A 22,993-nucleotide genomic window follows, 5' to 3' on the forward strand; every position below is an offset into this window, starting at 1 on the left:
ATTTTGGAACATGCCTAGAAAAGGTCACATTGCGAAGCGGGAAGTAGCGCCTGATCCGATTTACGGATCCACGCTGGTCACCAAGTTTGTGAACTCACTGATGTGGGGCGGCAAGAAGTCGACTGCCCAGGGAATCTTCTACACATCGATGACGAACCTGGAGCAGCGCGGCGGCGACGAAGCCCTCAAGCTCTTCAAGAAGGCGGTTGAGAACTGCAAGCCGCTGCTCGAAGTGAAGTCCCGCCGTGTGGGCGGCGCCAACTACCAGGTGCCGATCGAAGTGGCTCCTGAGCGGCGCACGTCACTGGCGATTCGCTGGCTGATCACCTACGGGCGCGCCCGTGGTGAGAAGGGCATGATCGACAAGTTGACGAATGAGTTGCTGGACGCGGCCAACGGTCGCGGCGCGGCGATGAAGAAGAAGGAAGACGTTCACCGCATGGCTGAAGCCAACAAGGCTTTCGCGCATTATCGCTGGTAGTTCGGTTTTCTCAGTCGGGATTGAAGTAAGGCTGGCTTGAGTCGGGGCCAGCCGTAAGTAAGAAGTGCAACAGAACAGCGGACGTCAGTTCGCAGGGAAGATATACCGTGGCTCGCACAGTACCTTTAAATCGTTGCCGGAACATCGGAATCATGGCGCACATCGACGCCGGAAAGACGACTGCCACTGAGCGCATTCTCTTCTATACGGGCATCACGCACCGTATCGGTGAAGTGCACGAAGGCACTGCGACCATGGATTACATGGAGCAGGAGCAGGAGCGCGGCATCACCATTACATCCGCCGCCACGACCTGCATGTGGAACAACATTCGCATCAACATTATTGATACCCCGGGTCACGTGGACTTTACCGCTGAGGTTGAGCGGTCGTTGCGTGTTCTGGACGGTGCGGTTGCGCTGTTTGATTCGGTTTCGGGCGTACAGCCGCAGACGGAAACCGTCTGGCGCCAGGGCGACAAGTATCGCGTTCCCCGTATCTGCTTCGTGAACAAGATGGACAAGAACGGTGCGGATTTCGAGCTGGCCATGGATACCATGCGCAAGCGTCTCGGAGCTCGTGTGGTTGCCATTCAGATTCCGATCGGCGCGGAAGCAAATTTCAAGGGCGTTATCGATCTGCTGGACATGAAGGCAATTCTCTGGCATGACGAGACGATGGGCGCCAAGTATTCGGTCGAAGAGATTCCCGAGAACCTGCTGAAGAAGGCGGAAGCTTTCCGTATGCAGCTGGTGGAGATGGTTGCCGAGACCGATGACGAGATCCTGATCCAGTTCCTGGACGGCGATATGCCGACGTCTGCTCAGCTCAAGGCTGGTCTGCGCAAGGCGACTCTCGAACTGAAGTTGTTCCCGGTTCTCTGTGGTTCGGCATTCAAGAACAAGGGTATTCAGACGCTGCTCGATGCGGTTGTCGATTACCTGCCTAGCCCTCTCGACATTCCTCCGATCATTGGCCTGAACCCTGACAATCTCGAAGAGCAGTTCGTTCGTCATTCTGATGACAGCGAGCCGTTCTCGGCACTGGGCTTCAAGCTGATCAACGATCCGTTCGGCAAGCTGGGCTTTATCCGGGTGTACTCGGGTCAGCTTCGCACTGGCGATACGGTTCTGAATCCGCGTACCGGTAAGACCGAGCGTATTGGCCGTCTGGTCAAGATGCACGCCAACAAGCGTGAGGATATTACCGAGATCATGGCCGGCGATATCTGCGCCTGCGTGGGCTTAAAGGAATTGAAGACGGGCGACACGCTTTGCGCGCCTTCCGCTCCGATTGCGCTCTCGGCGATCACTTTCCCGGACACGGTTATCTCGGTGGCGATTGAGCCGAAGACCAAGGCTGACCAGGAAAAGATGGGCGTCGCGCTGAGCAAGCTGGCCGACGAAGATCCTACCTTCAAGGTGAAGACCGACGAGGATTCGGGCCAGACCATCATCAGCGGTATGGGTGAGTTGCACCTCGAAATTCTGGTCGACCGCATGAAGCGCGAGCACAAGGTCGAAGCCAATGTGGGCGAGCCCAAGGTTGCGTTCCGCGAGACCATCCGCAAGGAATCGGAAGCCGAAGGCAAGTACATTCGTCAGACCGGTGGTTCGGGTAACTACGGGCACTGCAAGATTCGCCTGAAGCCGAGCGAGCCAGGCAAGGGCTACGAGTTCATCAACGACATCAAGGGCGGCTCGATTCCGAAGGAATACATCAAGCCGATCGATCAGGGCATCCGCGAAGCGCTGGATGGCGGTATCCTGGCCGGCTTCCCTGTGGTCGATGTCACGGTGACCTTGTACGACGGAAGCTACCACGACGTCGATTCAAACGAAATGGCGTACAAGATTGCCGGTTCGATGGCATTCAAGGAAGCCGCGAAGAAAGCCAGCCCTGTTCTTCTGGAGCCAGTAATGGCTGTTGAAGTGACGGTGCCGGAAGAGTTCGTTGGAACGATCATCGGCGACATCAACTCCCGCCGTGGCCGTATCGAAAGCCTGGAGCATGCTGCGGGTTCGCAGCTGGTCAAGGCGATCGTGCCGCTCAAGGAAATGTTCGGATACGTGAACGATATTCGCTCTTCCACGCAGGGACGTGCTTCGTACTCGATGCAGTTCGCCCGCTACGAAGAGGCTCCGCGCATGATTGCGGACGAGATTATCGGACGCGCTCAGGGCAAGGCCTAAGTTTTAGCTGTACAGGTTTGGGGGCTGGAGCCGGAACGCCGGCGCCCCGAGAGCAAAAAGTAACACCAGCATTGAAAAGGATTTGGGGAACTTATGGCGAAGGAAAAATTTGATCGCAGCAAGCCGCACGTAAACGTAGGAACGATCGGTCACATCGATCATGGCAAGACGACGTTGACGGCGGCGATCACGAAGGTGTTGTCGAAGCACAACCCGAAGAACACCTTCCGTTCGTTCGACACGATTGACAACGCTCCGGAAGAGCGCGAGCGCGGCATCACGATCGCGACAGCCCACGTTGAGTATGAGACGGCGAACCGTCACTACGCTCACGTCGACTGCCCCGGCCACGCCGACTACATCAAGAACATGATCACCGGCGCGGCGCAGATGGACGGCGGCATCCTGGTGGTTGCGGCCACCGACGGCCCGATGCCCCAGACTAAGGAGCACGTGCTTCTGGCTCGCCAGGTCGGCGTTCCTTCGCTGGTGGTGTTCCTGAACAAGTGCGACGCGGTTGAGGACGAAGAGCTGATCGAGCTGGTTGAAATGGAAGTTCGCGAACTGCTCGACAAGTATCAGTTCCCCGGCGACGACACACCGGTCATTCGTGGTTCGGCGCTCGGCGCTCTGAACGGCGAAGCCAAGTGGGAAGCCAGCGTGGATTTGTTGATGGCCGAAGTCGACCGTTATGTTCCGCAGCCTGACCGCATGGTCGACCTGCCGTTCCTGATGCCGATCGAAGACATCTTCTCGATCTCCGGCCGTGGCACGGTTGTTACGGGCCGTATCGAGCGTGGCAAGGTGAAGGTTGGCGAAGAAGTTGAGATCGTCGGCTTCCGCGAAACGCGCAAGACGGTTGTGACGGGCGTGGAAATGTTCAAGAAGCAGCTGGACGAAGGTCTGGCCGGCGACAACGCTGGTCTTCTTCTCCGCGGCGTGGCCAAGGAAGATGTCGAGCGCGGCATGGTTCTGGCCAAGACCGGCTCGATCAAGCCACACACCAAGTTCAAGGGCGAAGTCTACGTCCTGTCGAAGGAAGAAGGCGGACGTCACACTCCGTTCTTCAACGGCTACCGGCCTCAGTTCTACTTCCGCACCACGGACGTAACTGGCACCGCGAAGCTGCCGGAAGGCACCGAGATGGTGATGCCGGGCGACAACATCCAGTTGGAGATCGAGCTTCACACTCCAGTCGCGATGGAAAAGGGTCTGCGTTTCGCGATCCGCGAAGGTGGCCGCACTGTGGGCGCCGGCGCGATCTCGGAAATCATCGCTTAAATACGAGTGGTTAGTGATGAGTGGTTAGTGTTTAACAGCACAAACCACTCATCACTAAAGACTAACCACTAGCAAGAGTTTGTACATATCGCGACCGTGGACATCGATCACGAGCATCGCGGGGAAGACGGAAGCACATGGTAGGACAGAGAATTCGAATTCGGCTGAAGGCGTATGACTACCGCGTACTGGATACTTCGACGGGTGAGATTGTAGAAACCGCGAAGCGCACCGGGGCGCAGGTAGCAGGACCGATCCCGCTGCCGACGATCAAGAACAAGTACTGCGTGCTGCGTTCGCCGCACGTCGACAAGAAGTCCCGCGAGGCCTTCGAGATCCGGACGCACAAGCGCCTGATCGACATCCTCGAACCCACCCAGCAGACCGTGGACGCGCTGATGAAGCTCGACCTCCCGGCTGGCGTCGATGTAGAGATCAAAGCTTTCGAGAAATAGCTTCGAAAGCAGCTTCTAGCCGCTAGCTTTTAGCTACTAGCTAAGGCGACGAAGACCTGAGATGTAGGGATCGAGCTAGAGGCTAAAAGCTGGCAGCTAGCGGCTAACAATAACTCCGGCAGTGCGGGCATTGAGAAATAGCTTCGCATGATGAGGAAAGGAAAATATGTCAGTTACTGGAATTCTAGGTAAGAAAATCGGCATGACGCAGGTATTCGATGAGAAGGGTGATGTTCACCCGATCACGGTCCTGCAGGCTGGTCCCTGCGTGATTACGCAGCTCAAGACCGCAGCCAAGGACGGCTACGAAGCCGCGCAGATCGGCCTCGTTGAGTTCGTCAAGGCTTCGCGCGTGACCAAGCCCCTCGCAGGCCACTTCGCCAAGGCGGATGCGCCGCCGGTTCGCGAGATTCGCGAAGTCGGTCTCGAACTTCCCGCGGAAGGCGAAGCGAATGTCAAGGCGGGCGATCGCGTCCTGGTTGACATCTTTGAGAGCGAAAAATTTGTCGATGTGATTGGTACCTCCAAGGGCCGTGGTTTTGCGGGCGTTGTTCGCCGGCACGGTTTCGGCGGCGGTCCCAAGTCGCACGGACATATGTTCCAGGTGCAGGGTTCGATCGGCGCCTCGAGCTTCCCGTCGCGTGTGTTTCCTGGGCAGCGCATGCCGGGTCACATGGGCGTGGACCAGGTAACGGTTCGCAACCTGCGCATCCGCGGCATTGATCTGGAAGAGAACCTGATCATGGTTGAAGGCGCGGTACCCGGACCTCGGGATGGCTATGTGCTGATTTCGAAGGCCAAGGCTCCGCCGCGTGAGCGTCGTGGTTTCGCCGGTTCCGGCACGGTCGATCCGCTGAAGGCTTCGAAGAAGGCTTCCGGTTCCAAGAAGAAGTAGGGACCTGCCGTCCAGGCAGACGCCCTTCGGGCCGGATCTGCTGAAACGATTTGAGTAGTAGCAAGACGAGATTTGACCCGGTAGCCAAAGTATTGCCGGGGAAAGAAGAAGACGATGGCAAACGTGGATGTAGTCAATCTGAACGGAGATAAGGTCGGCACGATCGAGCTGGCGGACGAAGTGTTCGCAGCCTCGGAAGTGAACGAAGCTCTCCTGTGGGAAGCGGTCAAGCACTATCGCGCCGCATTGCGCCAGGGCACGGCCGCGACCAAGAATCGCAAGCTGGTTGCCGGTTCGGGCAAGAAGCTCTGGAAGCAGAAGGGAACGGGCCGTGCGCGTATCGGTTCGGTGCGCTCGCCCCTGTGGCGTCACGGCGGCACGGTTCACGGACCTCAGCCGCGCAGCTACGATTACGCTTTCCCGCGCAAGAAGCTGCTGGGCGCTCTGCGTTCTGCATTGGCTTCGAAGCTGGCTGACGGCAAGCTGACGATCGTCGACTCGCTTGAACTGAAGGAAGCGAAGACGAAGCTTTACCGTTCGGCTCTCGACAAGCTGGGTGCCAACCGCACGACATTGATCGTCGAAAGCGGCAAGGGCCTCTCGGAAGCCCTGTTCCTCGGCGTGCGCAACCTCGAAAAGGTTGAGCTGATGCTGAACAACGAGGTTCACCCCTATGACCTGCTTCGCTACGAGCGCGCGATCTTCTCGAAGGATGCGATTGAGCTCCTCGGCGAGTCGCTGATCAAGACTGTTTCGAAGCGGAAACTGGCAGCCAAGGCTGCCGCTGAGAAGGAGGTCGCATAATGCCGACACTCTATGACGTGATCCGCCGGCCTCTCATTACGGAAAAGGGCCTGGCCGCGAAAGAGACCGAAGGGACTCTGGTATTCGATGTAGCTCCGACTGCCAGCAAGACCGAAGTCAAGCAGGCCGTTGAGGCTCTGTTCAAGGTGAAGGTGCTCAACGTGCGTACCTCGAACGTGCTCGGTAAGGAACGCCGCCGTGGCAAGTTCTCCGGTTACAAGCCGGACTGGAAGAAGGCTTATGTTCGCCTGAAGGCTGGCGAAAAGATGCCGGAGTACGTGAGCAACTACTAGGCACTTGGCAATTGCAAGCAAGCCGCAGGAATTATCGGGGTTGCGTTAAGCCCCGGAGAAACGTGAGAGACGGATCAGGCAAACGCCGAGTCCGAGACTCTTAGGGAAACAGACGATGGCAATCAAGACATACAGACCGATTACGCCGACGCTCCGCTTCAAGACTTCGCTGGTGAACGATGACATCACCACCAACGAGCCCTACAAGCCGCTGCTGACGACCCGCAAGCGCACGGGCGGACGTCGTAACTCGGGCGACCTGACGATGCGGCACCATGGCGGCGGACACAAGAAGCAGATCCGTTTGATCGACTTCAAGCGCGACAAGTTTGGCGTTCCGGGAACCGTGGCCACGATCGAATACGATCCGAACCGCTCCTCGCGCATTGCGCTGATTCACTACCTGGACGGCGAAAAGCGTTACATCATTCAGCCGATTGGTTTGAAGGTTGGACAGAAGATCATGAGCGGCCCGGAAGCCGACATTCTGATCGGCAATGCGTTGCCGTTGAAGAACATCCCCTCCGGCACCGTGGTGCACAACATTGAGCTTCGTCCCGGCAAGGGCGCGCAGATGGCGCGATCCGCTGGTGCACAGGCTCAGCTGGTGGCCAAGGAAGGCGAATACGCGCTTCTGAAGCTGCCCTCCGGTGAAACCCGCCGGGTGCTGATCGACTGCATGGCGACCATTGGCCAGGTCGGCAACACGGACCACGAGAATGTCGCGATCGGCAAGGCAGGACGCAATCGCTGGAAGGGCATTCGCCCGACCAACCGCGGTGTCTCGATGAACCCTGTGGATCACCCGCACGGCGGTGGTGAAGGCAAGACCTCGGGCGGACGTCATCCTGTCACCCCGTGGGGCCAGCCGACACGCGGCTACAAGACGCGTAACAACAAGCGGACGGACAGCATGATCGTCACTCGTCGCAGCAAATAAGGGATCTGGAGAAGAATCATGGCACGGTCAACGAAAAAAGGTCCCTTTGTGGACGAGCATTTGATCAAGAAAGTGGAAGTGCTGAATGCCGCCAACGACAAGAAGGTCATCAAGACCTGGTCGCGGCGCTCCACCATCTTCCCCGAGTTCATCGGCCACACCGTTGCCGTGCATAACGGCAAGAAGTTCATCCCGGTCTACGTGACGGAGAACATGGTGGGACACAAGTTTGGTGAGTTTTCGCCGACCCGCACCTTCAAGGGCCACACGCAGAAGGCATCCGAGTCGGGCGCAAAAGCGCGGTAGTGCAGGGAATAGGGACTAGGGAATAGGGATTAGCCGGCAAAGGCAGGTTCCGCAAATTCCCGAGAGATTGAAAGGGTAGAACATGGCAGTCGAGACGAAAACAAGCCAACCTGAATATCGCGCTGAGGCGCGGTTCCAGCGCATTTCGCCGCAGAAGGCGCGGCTGGTGCTGAACCTGGTCAAGGGGCTGAGCGTGCAGAAGGCTCTGGAGACGCTGGCTTTCACCAAGAAGCGGATTGCTCCGGTGGTTCACAAGGTGCTGACCTCGGCGCTGGACAATGCGAAGTACCTGTCCGATGAGCGCGGTCTGGATCTGGATGTTGACAACCTGATCGTGAAGAACGCGATTGCCAACGAAGGCCCGCGCATGAAGCGTATCCGCCCTGCCCCCATGGGTCGTGCGTTCCGCTACCAGCGCCGCCTCACGCACATCATTGTGACGATTGCCGAGGCTCCGGCGGAAGAAGAAGTTGTGACTTCTTCGAAGCCGAAGCGGGCGACCAAGGCAGTGCGAAAGGCAAACGCGGCGAAGACGACGAAGGCTGCGTAAGCTTTCAGCAAGTTTTGAAACAAACGGTTTTGCAACGAATTTTGTAACAGGGATTTGAGAGGCAAAGTATGGGACAGAAAGTCCACCCCTATGGATTTCGGCTCGGAGTCAACAAGCCCTGGCGCTCGCGCTGGTTCGCCACCCGCGATTACGCCAAGCTGCTGGTCGAAGACGTCAAGCTGAAGGAAGAGCTGAAGGACAAGCTGAAGGCTGCCGGCGTGAGCTCGGTGGAGATTGAGCGTCCGGGCAATAAGCTGCGCTTCATCATCCGCACCGCGCGTCCGGGTATTGTCATCGGCCGCAAGGGTTCGGAGATTGAAAAGCTCAAGGCCGATCTCGCCAAGCGCACCGGCCGCGACGTGTTCATTGATATTCTGGAAGTGAACAAGCCTGAGCTCGACGCCCAGCTGGTCTCGGAAGCGATTGCACTGCAGCTCGAGAAGCGCGTTGGTTTCCGCCGCGCGATGCGTAAGAGCGTGGATTCGGCTCTGCGTTTCGGTTGCAAGGGCATCAAGGTTCGCGTTTCGGGCCGTTTGAATGGCAACGAAATCGCCCGTTCCGAATGGTATCTCCAGGGCCGTCTGCCGCTGCACACGCTGCGCGCCGACATCGACTACGGTTTCTCCGAGGCGCACACCACCTACGGAATCATCGGTGTGAAGACCTGGATCTATCGCGGCGACATCTATGAGCAGAAGCGCCGCCAGCCGGTGGTTGCCGGTGCGGGTGCGTTCCAGCTGTAACCAGCGGCTAGCTTCCAGCCTCTAGCTTTTAGCTAAGGCACGAAGTTAACGAAAGAGCTAGAAGCTAGTAGCTGAAGGCTAGTAGCTATTTTGAAGAGGATTTCGCTATGTTGATGCCAAAGAAGGTCAAGTTTCGCAAGCAGCAGAAGGGCAAGATGCGCGGCAAGGCCTGGCGCGGTTCGACCCTCTCGTTTGGCGAGTATGGGCTGAAGGTCATGGAGTGCGGCTACATCACCGACCGCCAGATCGAAGCCAGCCGTATCGCAATGACGCGCTTCATCAAGCGCGGCGGCAAGGTATGGCTGCGGTTGTTCCCGGATAAGCCGGTCACCAAGAAGCCGGCCGAAGTCCGAATGGGCTCGGGTAAGGGCGCTCTGGATCACTGGGCGGCAGTTGTTCGCCCCGGCAAGATCCTCTTCGAGATGGAAGGCGTTCCGGTCGAGATCGCGCAGGAAGCTATGCGTCTGGCCTCGAACAAGCTGCCGTTGAAGACGCGGTTTGTGCAGCGTCCGGCGATCATCAAGAACGCTGTCGAGGAAGTAGAAGCTTAATCAGCTTCTGTACGACAGGCTTTAAGAATTTGGACCGGGCTGAATGCCCACTAGGGTTAAGGGGCTAGAAAGCCCCTCCCGGAGAGAACACGATGGAACTGACAAAGATTCGTAACTGGAGCGACGACGAGCTGAAGACGGAAGAAGTCAAAGCCGCCGAGCAGCTGTTTCGCATTCGCTTCCAGGCCAAGCTGGGGCAGAACGAGGGCGTGAAGAAGCTGCGCGAACTGCGCAAGGACATCGCCCGCATCAAGACGGTTGCCAAGGAGCGCTCGCTGGGTGTTCGCGGCGCTGCTCCGGTGGCTGTTTCGGCCGCTCCTGTGAAGGCCAAGAAGGCTAAGACGACCAAGAAGGAGGCCAAGTAATTATGACGGCCACGACTGAGACTGTTAAGACTGAAACCCCTGAAGCCACGCCGGAATCGACAACGGGCGCCCGCCGTAATGAGAAGGTTGGCAACGTCGTCTCGACGAAGATGTCGAAGACCATCGTGGTGGAAGTGGAAATGCGCAAGGCGCACCCGAAGTACAAGCGCATTGTGAAGAGCAACAAGAAGTTCTATGCCCATGACGAGCAGAATTCCGCGCGCGTCGGCGATGTGGTTCGCATCCGCGAAACCCGTCCGCTGAGCAAGCTGAAGCGCTGGGCCCTGGAAGAGATTGTTCGGCGTTCGTCGCTGAGCCAGATTGAAGACGCAGCCCCAAAGGCTGTCTAGGTCCTCGCCGGACAGGCGGAAGCCTTCGGCGTTAGTTCGCCGGTAGCACAGGAAAGAGAGTAGGCATATGGCAGTACAGATGAGAACAATGCTTGCGGTTGCCGATAACTCCGGCGCGCGCAAGTTGCAGGTTATCCTCCCCCTGGGCGGATCCTCGGGCAAGAAGGCTGGTCTTGGCGATGTCGTGACGGCAGCGGTGAAGGAATCTTCCCCGGACGGCACGGTCAAGAAGGGCAAGGTTGTCAAGGCGGTTATCGTTCGCACGCGCAAGGAATATCGTCGTCGCGACGGCACGTATATCCGCTTCGACGAGAACGCGGCCGTGCTGATCAACGAAGCCGGCGAGCCTGTTGGGACGCGCGTTTTCGGGCCGGTTGCCCGCGAACTCCGTGACAAGAAGTTTTTGAAGATTGTTTCGCTGGCTCCGGAAGTCATCTAGTTTCGCGACTAGCTCGGGTACAGCAACAGACGAATTAGGCCGTTGGTTTTGAGCAATGGCCAGGTGAGAGAAGAACATGGCTGGTTTGAATATTCATCGTAACGACAAGGTCCAGGTGCTGTCTGGCTCGGACGCCGGCAAGCAGGGACGCGTTCTCCGGGTATTCCCGGACAAGGACCGGGTTCTGGTTGAGCACGTTCGCATCGTCAAGAAGACGGTCAGCTCGAAGTCGGGCAAGAACACCAAGGGCGGCATCGCCGAGCAGGAGTCGCCGTTGCATGTTTCGAACGTGGCCCTGGTCTGCGCGAGCTGCGGCAAGACGACCCGCGTTGGCTACAAGGTTGAAGGCGATACCAAGGTCCGCATCTGCAAGAAGTGCGGTGCGACTCAGCCTGTTAAGGCCAAGTAATTACTGAGCAATTTACCTGAAGTTCAGGTATCCTAAGTGGTTGTGGCTAAGCGGTTTTTGTCTTAGTAGGAATTGAACCAACGGAGCACCCTCCGCAACGGTAAACGGGCAGGTTTGAAGCCCACTCCGGGACCGGAAGAAAGAGAGCAACACCAATGGCAGCACGTTTGAAAGAGAAGTACAATAGCGAGATTCGCGTAGCGCTCCAGAAGGAGCTTGGCCTGGACAACATCATGGCCGTGCCGAAGATCGAAAAGATTGTGGTCAACATGGGTCTGGGTGAAGCGACGCAGAACACCAAGCTGCTCGATCCACTGGTTGCCGACCTCGGCCAGATCACCGGACAGAAGCCGGTGACGACCAAGGCGAAGAAGTCGATCGCGGCCTTCAAGGTGCGCGCCGGCATGTCGATTGGCGCGATGGTCACGCTGCGGCAGGACAAGATGTACGAGTTCCTGGACCGCTTGATCTCGACCGCCCTGCCGCGTGTGCGCGACTTCAAGGGTGTTTCGACCAAGAGCTTTGACGGGCGCGGCAACTACACGCTCGGTCTGCGCGATCAGCTGATCTTCCCGGAAATCGATTATTCCAAGGTTGAAAAGCTGAAGGGCATGAACATCACCATCGTGACGACCGCTCAGGATGACAACTCGGCTCGCGCTCTGCTGCGCCAGTTCGGGATGCCTTTCCGGCAGGGCGCCTAAGAGCAGCTTTTAGCTTCTAGCTTTAGGCTTTTAGCGAGACCCGCAAAAGCACGAAGCCAAAACAAATTCGATCTCCTTTACGAGCTGCGCAAGCGCTCTGCGAGAAGAGCTAGAAGCTAGTAGCTGAAAGCTAGTAGCTGTTGTGAAGAGGAAATATGGCAACCACTGCAAAACGAGTTAAAGACGCGCGCAAGCCCAAGTTCAAGTCGCGCCAACATAATCGCTGCCAGCTTTGCGGACGTCCACGTGCGTTCCTCCGCAAGTTCGGCATGTGCCGTCTGTGCTTCCGTGGCCTTGCGCATCGTGGAGAGATCCCCGGCGTTGTGAAGTCCAGCTGGTAGTAAGCTGCCAGCTTCTAGCCGCTAGCTCCTAGCTAAGGTGGCGGAAGTTCGTAGTGTGATCAAGAAAGCTGAAGGCTAGTAGCTAGAGGCTAGAAGCTGTTTGAAGCATTCCCGCAGGTTCTCGACCGGATAGGTGGAGCGAACGGGGGATGAAGGAGAAGGAATGAGTCTGACTGACCCAGTAGCCGATTTTCTGGCGCGCATCCGGAACGCTATCCGCGCACGTCACCAGAAGCTGGACGTACCAGCTTCGAAGCTGAAGGCCGAGATTGCCCGCATCCTCAAGGAAGAGGGATACATCTCGAACTACAAGACCCAGGAAGAAGAGGGCAAGCAGGTTCTGCGCGTGTACTTGAAGTACGGCGCGGGCTCTGAAGCTGCCATCCGCGATCTGGCCCGCATCTCGCGTCCCGGCTGCCGCGTTTACATCGGCCGCGACGAGATCAAGCGCGTCCAGGGCGGACTTGGCATCTCGATCATGACCACCCCCAAGGGCGTCATGACCGGTCGTCAGGCACGCCGCGAAGGCGTTGGCGGCGAGATCCTCTGCGAAGTCTGGTAGTAAAGATAGCTCCTAGCCGCCAGCTTCTAGCCTTTAGCTAGGGGCTAAGAGCTAGAAGCTGGAAGCTGTTGTAAGGGCTGCAGTGGAACGACGGAGAGATCCGGTCCGGGACTCGCAAGCCATCTAAGGATTAAGAATGTCGCGTATTGGTAAGAAGCCGATTCCGTTGCCTGCAAATGTGAAGTACACCGTGAGCGGCAACACCGTGCTGGTCGAAGGTCCCAAGGGCAAGGTTTCCGCCCTGATCGCTCCTGGCATCACGCTTGAGAAGACCGATGGATTCCTGAATGTGAACCGTGACAGCGACAAGGCCGCCGCGTTCCACGGCCTGACCCGCGCTCTGGTCTACAACGCCGTTCACGGCGTGACCCAGGGCTGGACGAAGGACCTGGACATTGTCGGTATCGGTTACCGTGCCGAGTTGAAGGGCAAGGGCACAGTGGTGTTCACCCTCGGCTACTCGCACCCGATCGAGTTCCCGCTGCCTACGGGCATTGAAGTAACGATCGATCCGAAGCAGACCCATCTGACCATTGCCGGCATCGACCGCCAGCAGGTTGGCCAGGTTGCTGCGGATATGCGTTCGCTGCGTAAGCCGGATCCGTACAAGAACAAGGGCGTTCGCTACACCGGTGAGAAGTTGAAGAAGAAGGCCGGCAAGTCGGGTAGCAAGTAAGAGATCAGAGAACAGCAGGCAGAGAACAGTGAAGCATCGGTGAGATTTGACTGATCTCTGTTCTCTGTACGCTGAGCTCTAACAACCGAACGGGGCGGTAGGTCCGTTCCGCTGATAGGAAGAGACGAACATGATTGCAAAGATTGAACGAAATCAGATTCGCGGACGGGTTCATTTCCGCATCCGGCAGAAGATCTCGGGCACCTCAGTGCGGCCCCGGCTGAACGTGTACCGTTCGCTGAACCACATTTATGCCCAGATCATCGACGATTCGCAGGGCGTTACCATCGCCTCCGCTTCCACGCTTGCCGGCAAGATCAATGCCGGTGGCAATGTGGCGGCAGCCAAGGAAGTTGGCAAGCTGGTGGCCGAGCAGGCCGTTGCCAAGGGCGTGAAGAAGGTTGTGTTTGACCGTGGCGGCTACCTGTACCACGGACGCATCAAGGCGCTGGCCGATGCCGCGCGTGAAGCCGGACTGGAATTCTAAGCAAAGGGTTCTTGGGGCTTAGGCCCCTTGGAAGGAATAAGAAGCAATGGCATTCATCAAGAAACTCGACGCCAATCATTTCAAGCTGACCGACCAGGTCGTGTCGATCAACCGTGTCACCAAGGTCGTCAAGGGCGGTAAGAACATGTCCTTTGCAGCGCTGGTGGTGGTTGGGGATGCGTCTGCCGGCGTGGTTGGCCATGGCGCAGGCAAGGCCAAGGAAGTTCCCCAGGCGATCCGCAAGGCAATCGAATCGGCGAAGAAGAACCTGGTCAAGATCAACCTGACCGAGACGACGATTCCGCACCAGGTGCTGGGCCGTTACGGCTCCGGCCACGTGCTGCTGAAGCCGGCTCCTGAAGGAACCGGTGTGATCGCCGGCGGCGCCGTTCGCGCTGTGATGACCTCGGCTGGCGTGCAGAACGTGCTGACCAAGTCGCTCGGCACGGCGAACCCGCACAACGTGATCAAGGCCACCTTTGACGCACTGACCCAGTTGCGCGACAAGGCAGAAGTTGCCCTGATGCGCGGCAAGACTGTAGAGGAGCTTTAATCATGGCGGAAGTCAAGAAAATCCGTATTGAATACTACCGGTCCAAGATCTCGACCCCGGTGAAGCACAAGCTGGTGATCAAGGGCCTGGGCTTTACCCGGCTCAACCAGATCGTCGAGCGGGTGGACAATGAGTCGGTTCGTGGAATGGTCAAGACTGTTCCCCACTTAGTTCGCATCATTGACTGATGCTTCGAGTGTGAGTGTGAAGTGTGAGTGTGAAAAGCAATCTGTCTTTCACACTCACACTTCACACTCACACTCGACAACAAACGCGAGTCGCTTGAGCTGACGCTCAACCGGCGCATGAGCGAGGAAAATCATGGCAAAGAATCTTTCAAATCTGCGCGCCCCCAAGAATGCAAACACTGGGCGCAAGCGTGTCGGCCGCGGTATGGGCTCAGGCATGGGTAAGACTTCCACCCGCGGCCACAAGGGCCAGGGATCGCGTTCGGGCTCCAGCCTGATGCGTGGCTTTGAAGGCGGCCAGATGCCGCTGCATCGCCGTCTTCCCAAGCGCGGATTCACCAACATCTTCCGCGTGGAGTACACGGTCATCAACCTGACCCGCATTGCTTCCGTCGCCGCCGAGAAGGGCGTTTCCGAGATCGGCCTGGACGACTACAAGAAGCTTGGCCTGGTTTCGAGCAAGAAGGAACTGGTCAAGATCCTGGGCAATGGCGAACTGACCTCCGCGATCAGCATCACTGCGCACAAGTTCTCGAAGTCGGCGCAGGAGAAGATCGAAAAGGCTGGCGGCAAGGCCACCCTGGTAGGCGGCGTCGTCGTAGAAGCAGCCAAGTAACTTCCCTCGAATAGCCTCCGCGCTGACTATCTCCTTCCGGAGACAGGACAGGCGGGGGCTTTCGGAGTTACGATGGTAGTACCAGACTCGGCAAGTTCAGATTTGCAGCTCAGTTTCGTAATCCCAGTATTCGCAGCCTAAGAATCGCAGTTCTGGTGGAGTGGCCTCTTTTCCTATGTTTGATAAGTTCCTGAATATCTTCCGCGTCCCGGACCTGCGCAAGCGCATTCTCTTCACGCTCGGCCTGCTGGCGATTTACCGCCTGGGTGCCCAGCTCCCCACCCCCGGCGTCAACAGCAAGGCCCTCGACACCTTCTTCAACACTCAGGGTGGATCGGCGCTTGGCCTGCTGGATATGTTCTCGGGCGGTAACCTGCGCCGTTTTACCATCTTCGCGTTGGGCATCATGCCGTACATCACGGCGTCGATCATCTTCCAGCTGCTGACGGTGGTTTACGAGCCGCTGGCGCGCCTGCAAAAAGAGGGTGAACTGGGCCGCCGCAAGATCACGCAGTGGACCCGCTACCTCACTGTGATCCTGGCTGCCTTCCAGTCGATCGCGATTGCTTTCGGCCTCACTTCGCAGGGCATGACGATCATCTCCGCTCCGGCGTTCATCCTGATGACCGTTCTGACGCTGACGACTGGCACGGCCTTCATCATGTGGCTGGGTGAGCAGATTACGGACCGTGGTATCGGCAACGGCATGAGCCTGCTGATCTTCACCGGTATCATTGTGGGTCTGCCGCGCGGTATCGAAACCATCTTCCTTGCGATTCGCGACAACAAATGGGGACCATTTACCGGCATCGGTGTATTGATCCTGGTCGCAGCGATGGTCGGCCTGGTCGCCTTCATCGTGTACGTGGAGCGGTCGGAGCGCCGTATCCCTGTCCAGTCGGCACGGCGCATCGTCGGCCGCCGGCAGATGGGCGGAGTCAGCTCGCACCTGCCCCTCAAGGTGAACTCGGGCGGCGTGATGCCGGTCATCTTCGCCAGTTCGATTCTTTCGGCGCCGCTGCTCTTCAGCCAGATGGAGTTCGTGAAGTCGAATTCGCGGATTACCAACATCCTGCAGGGTTTGCAGCCGGGTGAGCCGTGGTACGAGTTGCTGTACATGGCGGCGATTATTTTCTTCGCCTACTTCTACATCTCGATCGTTTTCCGTCCGGATGACATTGCCGACAACATGCGCAAGAGTGGCTCGTTTATCCCCGGCATTCGCCCGGGCAAGCGGACCTCGGATTACATCAATGACATCCTGACCCGCATTACGCTGGTCGGCGCGTTGTACCTGATCCTGATCTCGCTGGTGCCGACGTTCCTGATTGCCGGTATTCACTTGAACCATCTGTGGCTGGTGGGCGGCATCTTCGAAAAGCTGCCGACATGGGTGACGAGCGGTCTGGGACTGAACTTCGCCTTTGGTGGTACTTCGCTGCTGATCGTGGTCGGTGTGGCGATGGATACGGCCAACCAGATCGAATCGCAGTTGATCATGCGGCACTATGACGGCTTCTCGCCCCGCTCGGGACGTATTCGCGGAAGGAAGAGCTGGTAATGGTAACGGCAGTTTCAGCGGCAGCTCCGGAGACAGGTATCAGCGTAGGTCATGCGACCCCGGTAAAGCCTGGTCCCATCCTTCTTCTCGGAGCGCCCGGTGTGGGCAAGGGAACGCAGGCCAAGGAGCTGGTCAAGCTGTGGGGTATCCCACAGATCTCGACCGGGGACCTGCTTCGTTCCCATCGCGACCGGGGTACGGATCTGGGCAAGCTGGCGCATGAATTGATGATCCAGGGTAAGCTGGTGCCGGATTCGCTGGTGAACGATATGGTTGCCGACCGCCTGACGCAGCCGGATACCGCCAACGGATACATTCTCGATGGCTTTCCGCGGACGCTGAACCAGGCGAACTGGCTGGACGAGCGGATTGCCAATCAGCCGGGTTCACTGCCGGTAGTTGCAGTGAAGATTCAAGTGGAATACAATCATCTTTTGCGCCGTATTACCGGGCGCAGAAACTGTCCTGTCTGCCAGACGATCTACAACATCTATTTGCAGCCTCCGAAGGTCGAAGGCATTTGCGATTTAGAGGATGCGACTCTGGTACAGCGAAGCGACGATACAGAAACATGCTTTGTTGGACGGATGGATACCTACGAGACCCTGACTGCGCCGGTGATTGAACACTACCGGGCTCTGAGCAGGTTTACCGAGGTCAATGGAGATCAGCCGGTGGCCGATGTGGCTGCCAGTATTGTGTCTTCGGTCGAGCGGTTGCGAGCTTAACCTCCCGTATTGAAGGGGTTAGCTTCGAATCGTCTCGGCGTTGTTGCGTGTGCAGTTAGGGCAGTAATTCAAGATTTGGAAGTGGGATCGTGGCCGTCATTCTGAAGTCAGCTCGGGAAGTGGAACATATGCGCCGCGCAGGCAGCGTTGTGCGCCAGGTGCTGGACGTTGTGCGCGAGACTGTCAAACCCGGAGCGACGACTCAGGATCTCGAGAATGCTGCTGAAGCGAAGCTGAAAGAGCTGGGCGCGAAGGCTGCCTTCAAGGGCTACCACGGTTTTCCCGCGGTGCTCTGCACCTCGATCAACCACGAGGTAGTCCACGGCATCCCTTCGAAGAAGCGGGTGCTGAAGGAAGGCGATATCGTCTCGATCGACTGCGGCGCTATCGTGGACGGATTTTACGGCGATTCGGCAATCACGGTTGCGGTCGGCGAGAAGATTGATGCCAAGACGCAGCGGCTGTTGAAGGCTACGGAAGCTTCGCTGCAGGCTGCTATCGATGCGGTCAAGCCAGGAGCGACGCTGGGCGATATCGGCGCGGCGGTCCAGGAGCTGGTTGAGGCGGAAGGCTTCTCGGTGGTACGGGATTTTGTTGGACACGGAATTGGAACACGGATGCATGAAGACCCGCAGGTTCCGAACTTCGGTTCGCGGGGCAAAGGCATGAAGCTACGCGAGGGCATGGTGCTGGCGATTGAACCGATGGTCAATGCCGGCAAGCCCGAAGTGGAAGTTTTGAAAGATGGCTGGACCGCGATTACGCAGGACGGCAGCATGAGCGCTCATTTTGAGCACACGGTAGCGGTGACCGCGACCGGAGCGATGATTTTAACCGCCTAAATTGGGCGGTCTAACAGGCTGGATGAACGCAAGTCCAGCGGAAGCGGAAACACGGTTTGTCGAAGGAAGACGCGATTGAGGTAATGGCAGTGGTAGTGGAAACACTTCCCAACGCCATGTTCAAGGTCAAGCTGGAGAATGAGCATCAGGTATTGGCTCATGTCTCAGGCCGCATGCGGAAGAACTTCATCCGCATCTTGCCGGGCGACCGCGTGGCTGTGGAACTGAGCCCGTACGACCTGAATCGCGGGCGCATCGTCTACCGCTACAAGTAGTGGTTAGTGGCTAGTGGTTAGCGGTTAGTGATTCCTGCGTTCACTCACCACTAATCACTAATCATTCAACTGAGTGGTTAGCTGCAAAGGCTCTTTGAGCCGAAGGGAAGCAAGCAATGAAGGTTCGTGCATCAGTCAAGAAGATTTGCGACAAGTGCAAGGTCATTCACCGTCACGGCAAGGTCCGCGTGATCTGTGAAGTCGCCAAGCACAAGCAGCGTCAGGGATAAGTTGAAGTCCTGATTTATGCGGAGTTTCCTGAGAAGAGACCAGCAAACAGAGAACAGAGAACAGCAAAGCTACTGAAATTTAACTGCTCGCTGTTATCTGTCAACTGTTCTCTCAAGCAAGGGCGAGTTAGCCACCTGGATGTTTAGGAAGGCTTGCGATGAACCCCGGAGACAACCGTTTCACCCCGTGCCAGCCGGATAGATGCCGGAAGCACACAGCAACACTCCTCAACGGGAGCATGAAGGAAGCACATGGCACGTATTGCTGGAGTCGATCTGCCCCGCAACAAGCAGGCACGCATCGCGCTCACATACATTTTCGGGATCGGTAATCCCCGCGCCGTAAAGATTCTGGTGAAGGCGGATGTCGATGCCTTCAAGAAGATCCAGGATCTGAGCGAAGACGAGGTCAACCGCATTCGTCAGGTCATTGAAGATGAAGGCAACATCGAAGGCGATCTCCGCAAGGACGTCTCGATGCACATCAAGCGCCTGATGGACATCCAAAGCTATCGCGGAACGCGGCACAAGCGTTCGCTGCCGGTCAACGGTCAGCGCACCCGCACCAACGCTCGCACCCGCAAGGGACCCCGTAAGGGCACCGTTGCCGGCAAGAAGAAGGTGACGAAGTAATGGCTAAGCAACAGGCAAGCGCCGCTGGAAAAGCGAGCAAGAACAAGAAGTTCAAAAAGCGTGAGCGGAAAAACGTTCCATTTGGTCTCGTTTTCATCCAAGCCACGTTCAACAACACCATCGTCACCATCACCGACCCGGTGGGCAACACGCTGAGCTGGAAGAGCTCCGGTTCGCTCGGCTTCCGCGGTTCGCGTAAGGGAACTCCTTTCGCGGCCCAGCAGGCTGCGCAGAACGCCGCCAACGCCGCTCGCGATCACGGCCTTCGTGCTGTCGACGTGCGCGTTTCCGGTCCCGGCTCCGGCCGTGAGTCGGCCATCCGCGCCCTTGCAGCAGCGGGCATCGATGTGCGCAGCATCCGGGATGTTACGCCGGTGCCGCATAACGGTTGCCGTCCGCCCAAGCGCCGTCGCGTGTAAGACAGGGAACAGTTGTCAGAGAACAGAGAACAGTCTTACTGTTTTTCCGTTCTCTGGCACCTTATCGATTTTTGAGAGTGGAACGCAAGCAGGCGAACTTAGCAAAACTTACTGTTCTCTGTAAGCTATTCTCTTATCTCTCACTAACTTGGATCGTGACGAAGCGCAGCCAGCGCGTAAAGCGATCGACATCTGAAATTGGAGAAATCATGGCACGTTACACCGGCCCCGTATGCCGCCTTTGCCGTCGCGAAGGCACCAAGCTTTTCCTCAAAGGCACCAAGTGCCTGAGCGACAAGTGCCCCATCGAGAAGCGCAACTTCGCCCCCGGTCAGCATGGCCAGAGCCGCAAGGCCAAGATTGTTGGTTATGGTCTGCAGCTTCGTGAAAAGCAGAAGGCCAAGCGCATCTACTTCACGCTCGAGAGCCAGTTCCGCGCTTACTACGAGAAGGCGAACAAGGCCACCGGCGTGACCGGCGACCTGCTCATCCAGCAGCTTGAGCGCCGTCTCGACAACGTTGCCTTCCGTCTCGGATTCGCCATCAGCCGCCGTCAGGCCCGCCAGGTGGTTCGTCACGGACACGTTGAAGTGAATGGCCGCAAGGTGAACATTCCTTCCTTCCAGGTTTCGGTTGGTGACACCATCGCCATCCGCGAGAACGCGAAGAAGCTGGTTGTGGTTGAGTCGGCGCGCGATTACGCGGCGCAGAACCACACCCCGACCTGGCTGGACGTCAATTTTGCCGAGCTTTCGGGCAAGGTTGTTTCGCTGCCCAAGCGCGAAGAGATTTCGCTGCCGGTCAACGAACAGCTGATCGTCGAACTTTACTCCAAGTAAGACCGAGTGGTTAGTGGTCAGTGGTTAGTGGTTAACAGCCCTGATCACTCACCACTAATCACTAACCACTAGCGCAGCACAACCAGCGTGGCCGCCGCAGAATGCTTCGCGGCGTACATCCCGCGCAGGAAAAGGAAACAGCAATGTTGTGGAGAGGTTTTCAAAAGCCCAAGCGTTTGGCAGTCGATGCCGAGACACTCACTGAGAAATTTGGCAAGTTCAGCGCACAGCCGTTCGAGCGTGGTTTTGGTACCACGATCGGCAACGCACTGCGCCGTACCCTGCTGAGCTCGATCGAAGGCGCGGCAGTGACTGCGGTTCGCATCGAAGACGTACTGCATGAGTTCCAGTCGATTGGCGGCGTGGTTGAAGACGCGACCGACATCATCCTGAACCTGAAGCAGATTCCGTTCAAGCTCAACGGCGATGGCCCGAAGGCGCTTTACCTGCGCGCGGACCAGCCCGGCATCGTGACCTCAGGCATGATCGAGGCCGACGGCGACGTCGAGATCCTCGATAAGGATGTGTACATCGCGACCGTCTCTGAAGGTGGCCGTCTGGACATGGAAATGCGCTTGAAGCGCGGCCGTGGCTATGTCTCCGCCGACAAGAACTTCGACGCTGACCTGGGCATTGGCTTCATCCCCGTGGATTCGGTTCACTCGCCGGTTCGCCGCGTGAACTACCTCGTGGAAGCTGCCCGTCTCGGACAGATCACCGACTACGACAAGCTGACCCTGGACATCTGGACCAACGGTGCTGTGGTTCCGGCCGACGCACTCGGCCTGGCCGCCAAGCTGCTCAAGGACCACATGAACATCTTCATCAACTTCGAAGAAGAAATCGAAGCAGAGGGTCACCACAGCGAGTTCGCTCCGCTGCGCAATGACAACCTGAATCGTTCTGTCGAAGAGCTGGAGCTGTCGGTTCGCAGCTACAACTGCCTGAAGAACGCCAACATTCAGACCATCGGCGAGCTGGTTCAAAAGACCGAAGCCGAGATGCTCAAGACCAAGAACTTTGGCCGCAAGAGCCTGAACGAAATCAAGGAAATCCTGGCGCAGATGGGTCTGTCGCTCGGAATGAAGATCGACGAAAACGGCAATGCGGTTCCCGGACCGACGAGCATTCTACCCTCCGCCGCCCTGGCTGCTGGTTTCAGCCGCTTTGACGACGAGGACGAGCTGCTCGACTCCGTGGACATGCTGTTGCCGACTGAGACAGAGAACTTTTAGTGACGAGTGGTTAGTGGTTAGTGATTGGCAGGTCATCCCTGCTTTTCCACTCATCACTTGCCACTAACCACTGCCCACTTTTTCGAAAGAGAGCAACATCATGCGCCATCGCAATGCAGGAACCAAACTCGGACGCAACACCAGCCACCGCCGCGCTCTGCTGCGCAACCTGGTCACGTCTGTCATCATCGAAGACCGCGTCGAGACGACCATCGCCAAGGCGAAGGCTGTCCGTCCGCTGGTTGAAAAAATGATTACCCTCGGCAAGAAGGGCGATCTTCACTCGCGCCGTCAGGCACTCGCGTTCCTGATGACCGACACCTCCGTCAAGCGCTTGTTTGACACGGTTGCGCCGCGTTACGGCGATCGCCAGGGCGGCTACCTGCGCATCGTCAAGACCGGCTTCCAGAAGGGCGATGGCGCCGAGAAGGCTTTCATCGAACTCCTCGGAGCAGAAAAGCAGCTGGACGAGAAGCGCCAGAAGCGCGCCGACGTCAAGGCCAAGAAGCGCGCCGAGCTCGAAGAAGCCATGGAGAAGGAAAAGAACGCTCCCGGCGCCGACGACGCAGCCGCTTAAGCTCATCTTCTCCAAAACTCTCGAAAAGAGCGCAGCGAACGCGGTTCATGGAACCGTGTTCGCTGCTTTTTTGTTGGGCGCTTGGAAGTGGAGACAGGTAGCACCCAGGCTTCCGCTCTTGCGGTTCGTTAGAACGCCGGTGCTGGACCCGTTGCGAGAGAAACCTTCTGTATCTGGCCAAGTTCCAGGATGTACAAATTTCCGGCTGCATCCAGCGTGATGTCTCTGGTAGCCGGGTGCAGCACAGGCGCGGGTGTCAGCACGTTGTACGAGGCTGAGGTGACCATGCTTTGCTCGGTTCTTGGCGCAATGGCAATGGCTGAGAGGATTACCGGTGTGGAAGTGATGCCAATCTCCGGCGTGACCTGGGAGCAGTTGCGCGCATCGGAGGTGATCTTCCCGGCAGAAACTCAAGTGTAGCGGGAGAATGGATTGCGCGGATTTGGTGCGTCGATTCGGTCAACGGCAGGTTT

The 22,993-nt window shown here is 57.7% G+C and carries 35 protein-coding genes; all 35 read left to right on the forward strand.

Annotation, left to right across the window (positions count from 1 at the left end):
- Positions 1 to 10 precede the first annotated feature (10 nt).
- The 35 genes from rpsG (at position 11) to AC5S27_RS05955 (ending at position 22,940) form a co-directional block, all read left to right on the forward strand.
- Positions 11 to 481 carry a 30S ribosomal protein S7 gene (gene rpsG, locus AC5S27_RS05785; protein WP_493933611.1) on the forward strand — a complete coding sequence of 157 codons (471 nt, stop codon included), beginning with the start codon at positions 11 to 13 and terminating at the stop codon, positions 479 to 481.
- A 107-nt stretch (positions 482 to 588) separates the two neighbouring features.
- Positions 589 to 2,673, forward strand: coding sequence for an elongation factor G (gene fusA / locus AC5S27_RS05790; protein WP_493933612.1), 2,085 nt, complete (start codon positions 589 to 591; stop codon positions 2,671 to 2,673).
- 93 nt (positions 2,674 to 2,766) lie between these two features.
- Positions 2,767 to 3,954, forward strand: coding sequence for an elongation factor Tu (tuf, locus tag AC5S27_RS05795; RefSeq protein ID WP_493933613.1), 1,188 nt, complete (start codon positions 2,767 to 2,769; stop codon positions 3,952 to 3,954).
- Positions 3,955 to 4,091: 137 nt separating this feature from the next.
- Positions 4,092 to 4,409 (forward strand): 30S ribosomal protein S10, encoded by a 318-nt coding sequence (gene rpsJ, locus AC5S27_RS05800; protein ID WP_493933614.1) that lies wholly within the window; start codon positions 4,092 to 4,094, stop codon positions 4,407 to 4,409.
- Between the two features lie 166 nt (positions 4,410 to 4,575).
- Positions 4,576 to 5,304, forward strand: coding sequence for a 50S ribosomal protein L3 (gene rplC / locus AC5S27_RS05805; RefSeq protein ID WP_493933615.1), 729 nt, complete (start codon positions 4,576 to 4,578; stop codon positions 5,302 to 5,304).
- Positions 5,305 to 5,418: 114 nt separating this feature from the next.
- Positions 5,419 to 6,108, forward strand: coding sequence for a 50S ribosomal protein L4 (gene rplD / locus AC5S27_RS05810; protein ID WP_493933616.1), 690 nt, complete (start codon positions 5,419 to 5,421; stop codon positions 6,106 to 6,108).
- Complete coding sequence (locus AC5S27_RS05815) at positions 6,108 to 6,401, forward strand: 50S ribosomal protein L23 (RefSeq protein ID WP_493933617.1); 294 nt, start codon at positions 6,108 to 6,110, stop codon at positions 6,399 to 6,401. The genes rplD and AC5S27_RS05815 overlap by 1 nt, the downstream gene beginning before the upstream one ends.
- A 115-nt stretch (positions 6,402 to 6,516) precedes the next feature.
- Positions 6,517 to 7,341 carry a 50S ribosomal protein L2 gene (rplB, locus tag AC5S27_RS05820; protein ID WP_493933618.1) on the forward strand — a complete coding sequence of 275 codons (825 nt, stop codon included), beginning with the start codon at positions 6,517 to 6,519 and terminating at the stop codon, positions 7,339 to 7,341.
- Positions 7,342 to 7,359: 18 nt separating this feature from the next.
- Positions 7,360 to 7,647 carry a 30S ribosomal protein S19 gene (gene rpsS, locus AC5S27_RS05825; RefSeq protein WP_493933619.1) on the forward strand — a complete coding sequence of 96 codons (288 nt, stop codon included), beginning with the start codon at positions 7,360 to 7,362 and terminating at the stop codon, positions 7,645 to 7,647.
- A gap of 82 nt (positions 7,648 to 7,729) precedes the next feature.
- Complete coding sequence (gene rplV / locus AC5S27_RS05830) at positions 7,730 to 8,197, forward strand: 50S ribosomal protein L22 (protein WP_493933620.1); 468 nt, start codon at positions 7,730 to 7,732, stop codon at positions 8,195 to 8,197.
- Positions 8,198 to 8,265: 68 nt separating this feature from the next.
- The gene (rpsC, locus tag AC5S27_RS05835; protein WP_493933621.1) at positions 8,266 to 8,940 is read left to right on the forward strand and encodes a 30S ribosomal protein S3; all 675 of its coding nucleotides are present in this window, start codon (positions 8,266 to 8,268) and stop codon (positions 8,938 to 8,940) included.
- A gap of 107 nt (positions 8,941 to 9,047) precedes the next feature.
- Positions 9,048 to 9,491, forward strand: a complete 444-nt coding sequence (gene rplP / locus AC5S27_RS05840) for a 50S ribosomal protein L16 (protein WP_493933622.1) — start codon at positions 9,048 to 9,050, stop codon at positions 9,489 to 9,491.
- A 92-nt stretch (positions 9,492 to 9,583) separates the two neighbouring features.
- Positions 9,584 to 9,856, forward strand: a complete 273-nt coding sequence (gene rpmC / locus AC5S27_RS05845) for a 50S ribosomal protein L29 (protein ID WP_493933623.1) — start codon at positions 9,584 to 9,586, stop codon at positions 9,854 to 9,856.
- A gap of 2 nt (positions 9,857 to 9,858) precedes the next feature.
- The gene (gene rpsQ / locus AC5S27_RS05850) at positions 9,859 to 10,206 is read left to right on the forward strand and encodes a 30S ribosomal protein S17 (RefSeq protein ID WP_493933624.1); all 348 of its coding nucleotides are present in this window, start codon (positions 9,859 to 9,861) and stop codon (positions 10,204 to 10,206) included.
- Between the two features lie 67 nt (positions 10,207 to 10,273).
- Positions 10,274 to 10,645 carry a 50S ribosomal protein L14 gene (gene rplN, locus AC5S27_RS05855; RefSeq protein WP_493933625.1) on the forward strand — a complete coding sequence of 124 codons (372 nt, stop codon included), beginning with the start codon at positions 10,274 to 10,276 and terminating at the stop codon, positions 10,643 to 10,645.
- 76 nt (positions 10,646 to 10,721) lie between these two features.
- On the forward strand, positions 10,722 to 11,054 hold the full coding sequence (gene rplX / locus AC5S27_RS05860) for a 50S ribosomal protein L24 (RefSeq protein WP_493933626.1): 333 nt from the start codon (positions 10,722 to 10,724) through the stop codon (positions 11,052 to 11,054).
- 155 nt (positions 11,055 to 11,209) lie between these two features.
- The gene (gene rplE, locus AC5S27_RS05865) at positions 11,210 to 11,758 is read left to right on the forward strand and encodes a 50S ribosomal protein L5 (protein ID WP_493933627.1); all 549 of its coding nucleotides are present in this window, start codon (positions 11,210 to 11,212) and stop codon (positions 11,756 to 11,758) included.
- A gap of 155 nt (positions 11,759 to 11,913) precedes the next feature.
- Positions 11,914 to 12,099: a type Z 30S ribosomal protein S14 gene (locus tag AC5S27_RS05870; protein ID WP_493933628.1), complete on the forward strand. Its 186-nt coding sequence runs from the start codon at positions 11,914 to 11,916 to the stop codon at positions 12,097 to 12,099.
- Positions 12,100 to 12,262: 163 nt separating this feature from the next.
- Positions 12,263 to 12,661, forward strand: a complete 399-nt coding sequence (gene rpsH, locus AC5S27_RS05875; RefSeq protein WP_263356827.1) for a 30S ribosomal protein S8 — start codon at positions 12,263 to 12,265, stop codon at positions 12,659 to 12,661.
- A 136-nt stretch (positions 12,662 to 12,797) separates the two neighbouring features.
- Complete coding sequence (rplF, locus tag AC5S27_RS05880) at positions 12,798 to 13,337, forward strand: 50S ribosomal protein L6 (protein WP_493933629.1); 540 nt, start codon at positions 12,798 to 12,800, stop codon at positions 13,335 to 13,337.
- A 130-nt stretch (positions 13,338 to 13,467) separates the two neighbouring features.
- Positions 13,468 to 13,824 carry a 50S ribosomal protein L18 gene (gene rplR / locus AC5S27_RS05885; protein WP_493933630.1) on the forward strand — a complete coding sequence of 119 codons (357 nt, stop codon included), beginning with the start codon at positions 13,468 to 13,470 and terminating at the stop codon, positions 13,822 to 13,824.
- A 46-nt stretch (positions 13,825 to 13,870) separates the two neighbouring features.
- The gene (gene rpsE / locus AC5S27_RS05890; protein WP_493933631.1) at positions 13,871 to 14,377 is read left to right on the forward strand and encodes a 30S ribosomal protein S5; all 507 of its coding nucleotides are present in this window, start codon (positions 13,871 to 13,873) and stop codon (positions 14,375 to 14,377) included.
- A 2-nt stretch (positions 14,378 to 14,379) separates the two neighbouring features.
- A complete protein-coding gene (rpmD, locus tag AC5S27_RS05895) occupies positions 14,380 to 14,565 on the forward strand; it encodes a 50S ribosomal protein L30 (RefSeq protein ID WP_493933632.1) in 186 nt (61 codons plus the stop codon).
- Positions 14,566 to 14,698: 133 nt separating this feature from the next.
- A complete protein-coding gene (gene rplO / locus AC5S27_RS05900; protein WP_493933633.1) occupies positions 14,699 to 15,181 on the forward strand; it encodes a 50S ribosomal protein L15 in 483 nt (160 codons plus the stop codon).
- A 175-nt stretch (positions 15,182 to 15,356) separates the two neighbouring features.
- Positions 15,357 to 16,742, forward strand: a complete 1,386-nt coding sequence (gene secY, locus AC5S27_RS05905; protein ID WP_493933634.1) for a preprotein translocase subunit SecY — start codon at positions 15,357 to 15,359, stop codon at positions 16,740 to 16,742.
- A complete protein-coding gene (locus tag AC5S27_RS05910; protein ID WP_493933635.1) occupies positions 16,742 to 17,470 on the forward strand; it encodes an adenylate kinase in 729 nt (242 codons plus the stop codon). The genes secY and AC5S27_RS05910 overlap by 1 nt, the downstream gene beginning before the upstream one ends.
- Before the next feature lie 89 nt (positions 17,471 to 17,559).
- The gene (gene map / locus AC5S27_RS05915; protein WP_493933636.1) at positions 17,560 to 18,312 is read left to right on the forward strand and encodes a type I methionyl aminopeptidase; all 753 of its coding nucleotides are present in this window, start codon (positions 17,560 to 17,562) and stop codon (positions 18,310 to 18,312) included.
- A gap of 56 nt (positions 18,313 to 18,368) precedes the next feature.
- Complete coding sequence (infA, locus tag AC5S27_RS05920; RefSeq protein ID WP_263354040.1) at positions 18,369 to 18,587, forward strand: translation initiation factor IF-1; 219 nt, start codon at positions 18,369 to 18,371, stop codon at positions 18,585 to 18,587.
- Positions 18,588 to 18,703: 116 nt separating this feature from the next.
- The gene (rpmJ, locus tag AC5S27_RS05925) at positions 18,704 to 18,817 is read left to right on the forward strand and encodes a 50S ribosomal protein L36 (protein ID WP_263356837.1); all 114 of its coding nucleotides are present in this window, start codon (positions 18,704 to 18,706) and stop codon (positions 18,815 to 18,817) included.
- Between the two features lie 252 nt (positions 18,818 to 19,069).
- Entirely contained in the window at positions 19,070 to 19,450 is a 381-nt protein-coding gene (gene rpsM, locus AC5S27_RS05930; protein WP_493933637.1) for a 30S ribosomal protein S13, read from the forward strand.
- Complete coding sequence (rpsK, locus tag AC5S27_RS05935) at positions 19,450 to 19,869, forward strand: 30S ribosomal protein S11 (RefSeq protein WP_493933638.1); 420 nt, start codon at positions 19,450 to 19,452, stop codon at positions 19,867 to 19,869. Before rpsM ends, rpsK begins: the two co-directional genes overlap by 1 nt.
- A gap of 209 nt (positions 19,870 to 20,078) precedes the next feature.
- Positions 20,079 to 20,708 (forward strand): 30S ribosomal protein S4, encoded by a 630-nt coding sequence (gene rpsD / locus AC5S27_RS05940; protein ID WP_493933639.1) that lies wholly within the window; start codon positions 20,079 to 20,081, stop codon positions 20,706 to 20,708.
- Between the two features lie 143 nt (positions 20,709 to 20,851).
- Positions 20,852 to 21,943: a DNA-directed RNA polymerase subunit alpha gene (locus tag AC5S27_RS05945; protein WP_493933640.1), complete on the forward strand. Its 1,092-nt coding sequence runs from the start codon at positions 20,852 to 20,854 to the stop codon at positions 21,941 to 21,943.
- A gap of 100 nt (positions 21,944 to 22,043) precedes the next feature.
- Positions 22,044 to 22,520 (forward strand): 50S ribosomal protein L17, encoded by a 477-nt coding sequence (rplQ, locus tag AC5S27_RS05950; RefSeq protein ID WP_493933641.1) that lies wholly within the window; start codon positions 22,044 to 22,046, stop codon positions 22,518 to 22,520.
- Between the two features lie 189 nt (positions 22,521 to 22,709).
- The gene (locus AC5S27_RS05955) at positions 22,710 to 22,940 is read left to right on the forward strand and encodes a hypothetical protein (RefSeq protein ID WP_493933642.1); all 231 of its coding nucleotides are present in this window, start codon (positions 22,710 to 22,712) and stop codon (positions 22,938 to 22,940) included.
- The last annotated feature ends 53 nt before the right edge of the window (positions 22,941 to 22,993 follow it).

This window comes from Acidicapsa borealis (assembly GCF_059115245.1).

Excerpts from the sequence above, each read along its gene's own strand:
- rpsC (WP_493933621.1), top strand. The coding sequence starts at position 8,266 with ATGGGACAGAAAGTCCACCCCTATGGATTTCGGCTCGGAGTCAACAAG.
- rplV (WP_493933620.1), top strand. The coding sequence starts at position 7,730 with ATGGCAGTCGAGACGAAAACAAGCCAACCTGAATATCGCGCTGAGGCG.
- rplC (WP_493933615.1), top strand. The coding sequence starts at position 4,576 with ATGTCAGTTACTGGAATTCTAGGTAAGAAAATCGGCATGACGCAGGTA.
- rpsJ (WP_493933614.1), top strand. The coding sequence starts at position 4,092 with ATGGTAGGACAGAGAATTCGAATTCGGCTGAAGGCGTATGACTACCGC.
- rplX (WP_493933626.1), top strand. The coding sequence starts at position 10,722 with ATGGCTGGTTTGAATATTCATCGTAACGACAAGGTCCAGGTGCTGTCT.
- rpsS (WP_493933619.1), top strand. The coding sequence starts at position 7,360 with ATGGCACGGTCAACGAAAAAAGGTCCCTTTGTGGACGAGCATTTGATC.
- rplQ (WP_493933641.1), top strand. The coding sequence starts at position 22,044 with ATGCGCCATCGCAATGCAGGAACCAAACTCGGACGCAACACCAGCCAC.
- rpsQ (WP_493933624.1), top strand. The coding sequence starts at position 9,859 with ATGACGGCCACGACTGAGACTGTTAAGACTGAAACCCCTGAAGCCACG.
- rplE (WP_493933627.1), top strand. The coding sequence starts at position 11,210 with ATGGCAGCACGTTTGAAAGAGAAGTACAATAGCGAGATTCGCGTAGCG.
- rplP (WP_493933622.1), top strand. The coding sequence starts at position 9,048 with ATGTTGATGCCAAAGAAGGTCAAGTTTCGCAAGCAGCAGAAGGGCAAG.
- rpsH (WP_263356827.1), top strand. The coding sequence starts at position 12,263 with ATGAGTCTGACTGACCCAGTAGCCGATTTTCTGGCGCGCATCCGGAAC.
- rpsG (WP_493933611.1), top strand. The coding sequence starts at position 11 with ATGCCTAGAAAAGGTCACATTGCGAAGCGGGAAGTAGCGCCTGATCCG.
- rpsD (WP_493933639.1), top strand. The coding sequence starts at position 20,079 with ATGGCACGTTACACCGGCCCCGTATGCCGCCTTTGCCGTCGCGAAGGC.
- rpsE (WP_493933631.1), top strand. The coding sequence starts at position 13,871 with ATGGCATTCATCAAGAAACTCGACGCCAATCATTTCAAGCTGACCGAC.
- AC5S27_RS05870 (WP_493933628.1), top strand. The coding sequence starts at position 11,914 with ATGGCAACCACTGCAAAACGAGTTAAAGACGCGCGCAAGCCCAAGTTC.
- AC5S27_RS05945 (WP_493933640.1), top strand. The coding sequence starts at position 20,852 with ATGTTGTGGAGAGGTTTTCAAAAGCCCAAGCGTTTGGCAGTCGATGCC.
- rplB (WP_493933618.1), top strand. The coding sequence starts at position 6,517 with ATGGCAATCAAGACATACAGACCGATTACGCCGACGCTCCGCTTCAAG.
- rpsK (WP_493933638.1), top strand. The coding sequence starts at position 19,450 with ATGGCTAAGCAACAGGCAAGCGCCGCTGGAAAAGCGAGCAAGAACAAG.
- rpmJ (WP_263356837.1), top strand. The coding sequence starts at position 18,704 with ATGAAGGTTCGTGCATCAGTCAAGAAGATTTGCGACAAGTGCAAGGTC.
- rpsM (WP_493933637.1), top strand. The coding sequence starts at position 19,070 with ATGGCACGTATTGCTGGAGTCGATCTGCCCCGCAACAAGCAGGCACGC.
- rplD (WP_493933616.1), top strand. The coding sequence starts at position 5,419 with ATGGCAAACGTGGATGTAGTCAATCTGAACGGAGATAAGGTCGGCACG.
- rpmC (WP_493933623.1), top strand. The coding sequence starts at position 9,584 with ATGGAACTGACAAAGATTCGTAACTGGAGCGACGACGAGCTGAAGACG.
- rplO (WP_493933633.1), top strand. The coding sequence starts at position 14,699 with ATGGCAAAGAATCTTTCAAATCTGCGCGCCCCCAAGAATGCAAACACT.
- AC5S27_RS05910 (WP_493933635.1), top strand. The coding sequence starts at position 16,742 with ATGGTAACGGCAGTTTCAGCGGCAGCTCCGGAGACAGGTATCAGCGTA.
- AC5S27_RS05955 (WP_493933642.1), top strand. The coding sequence starts at position 22,710 with ATGTACAAATTTCCGGCTGCATCCAGCGTGATGTCTCTGGTAGCCGGG.
- tuf (WP_493933613.1), top strand. The coding sequence starts at position 2,767 with ATGGCGAAGGAAAAATTTGATCGCAGCAAGCCGCACGTAAACGTAGGA.
- rplN (WP_493933625.1), top strand. The coding sequence starts at position 10,274 with ATGGCAGTACAGATGAGAACAATGCTTGCGGTTGCCGATAACTCCGGC.
- secY (WP_493933634.1), top strand. The coding sequence starts at position 15,357 with ATGTTTGATAAGTTCCTGAATATCTTCCGCGTCCCGGACCTGCGCAAG.
- rpmD (WP_493933632.1), top strand. The coding sequence starts at position 14,380 with ATGGCGGAAGTCAAGAAAATCCGTATTGAATACTACCGGTCCAAGATC.
- rplR (WP_493933630.1), top strand. The coding sequence starts at position 13,468 with ATGATTGCAAAGATTGAACGAAATCAGATTCGCGGACGGGTTCATTTC.
- rplF (WP_493933629.1), top strand. The coding sequence starts at position 12,798 with ATGTCGCGTATTGGTAAGAAGCCGATTCCGTTGCCTGCAAATGTGAAG.
- AC5S27_RS05815 (WP_493933617.1), top strand. The coding sequence starts at position 6,108 with ATGCCGACACTCTATGACGTGATCCGCCGGCCTCTCATTACGGAAAAG.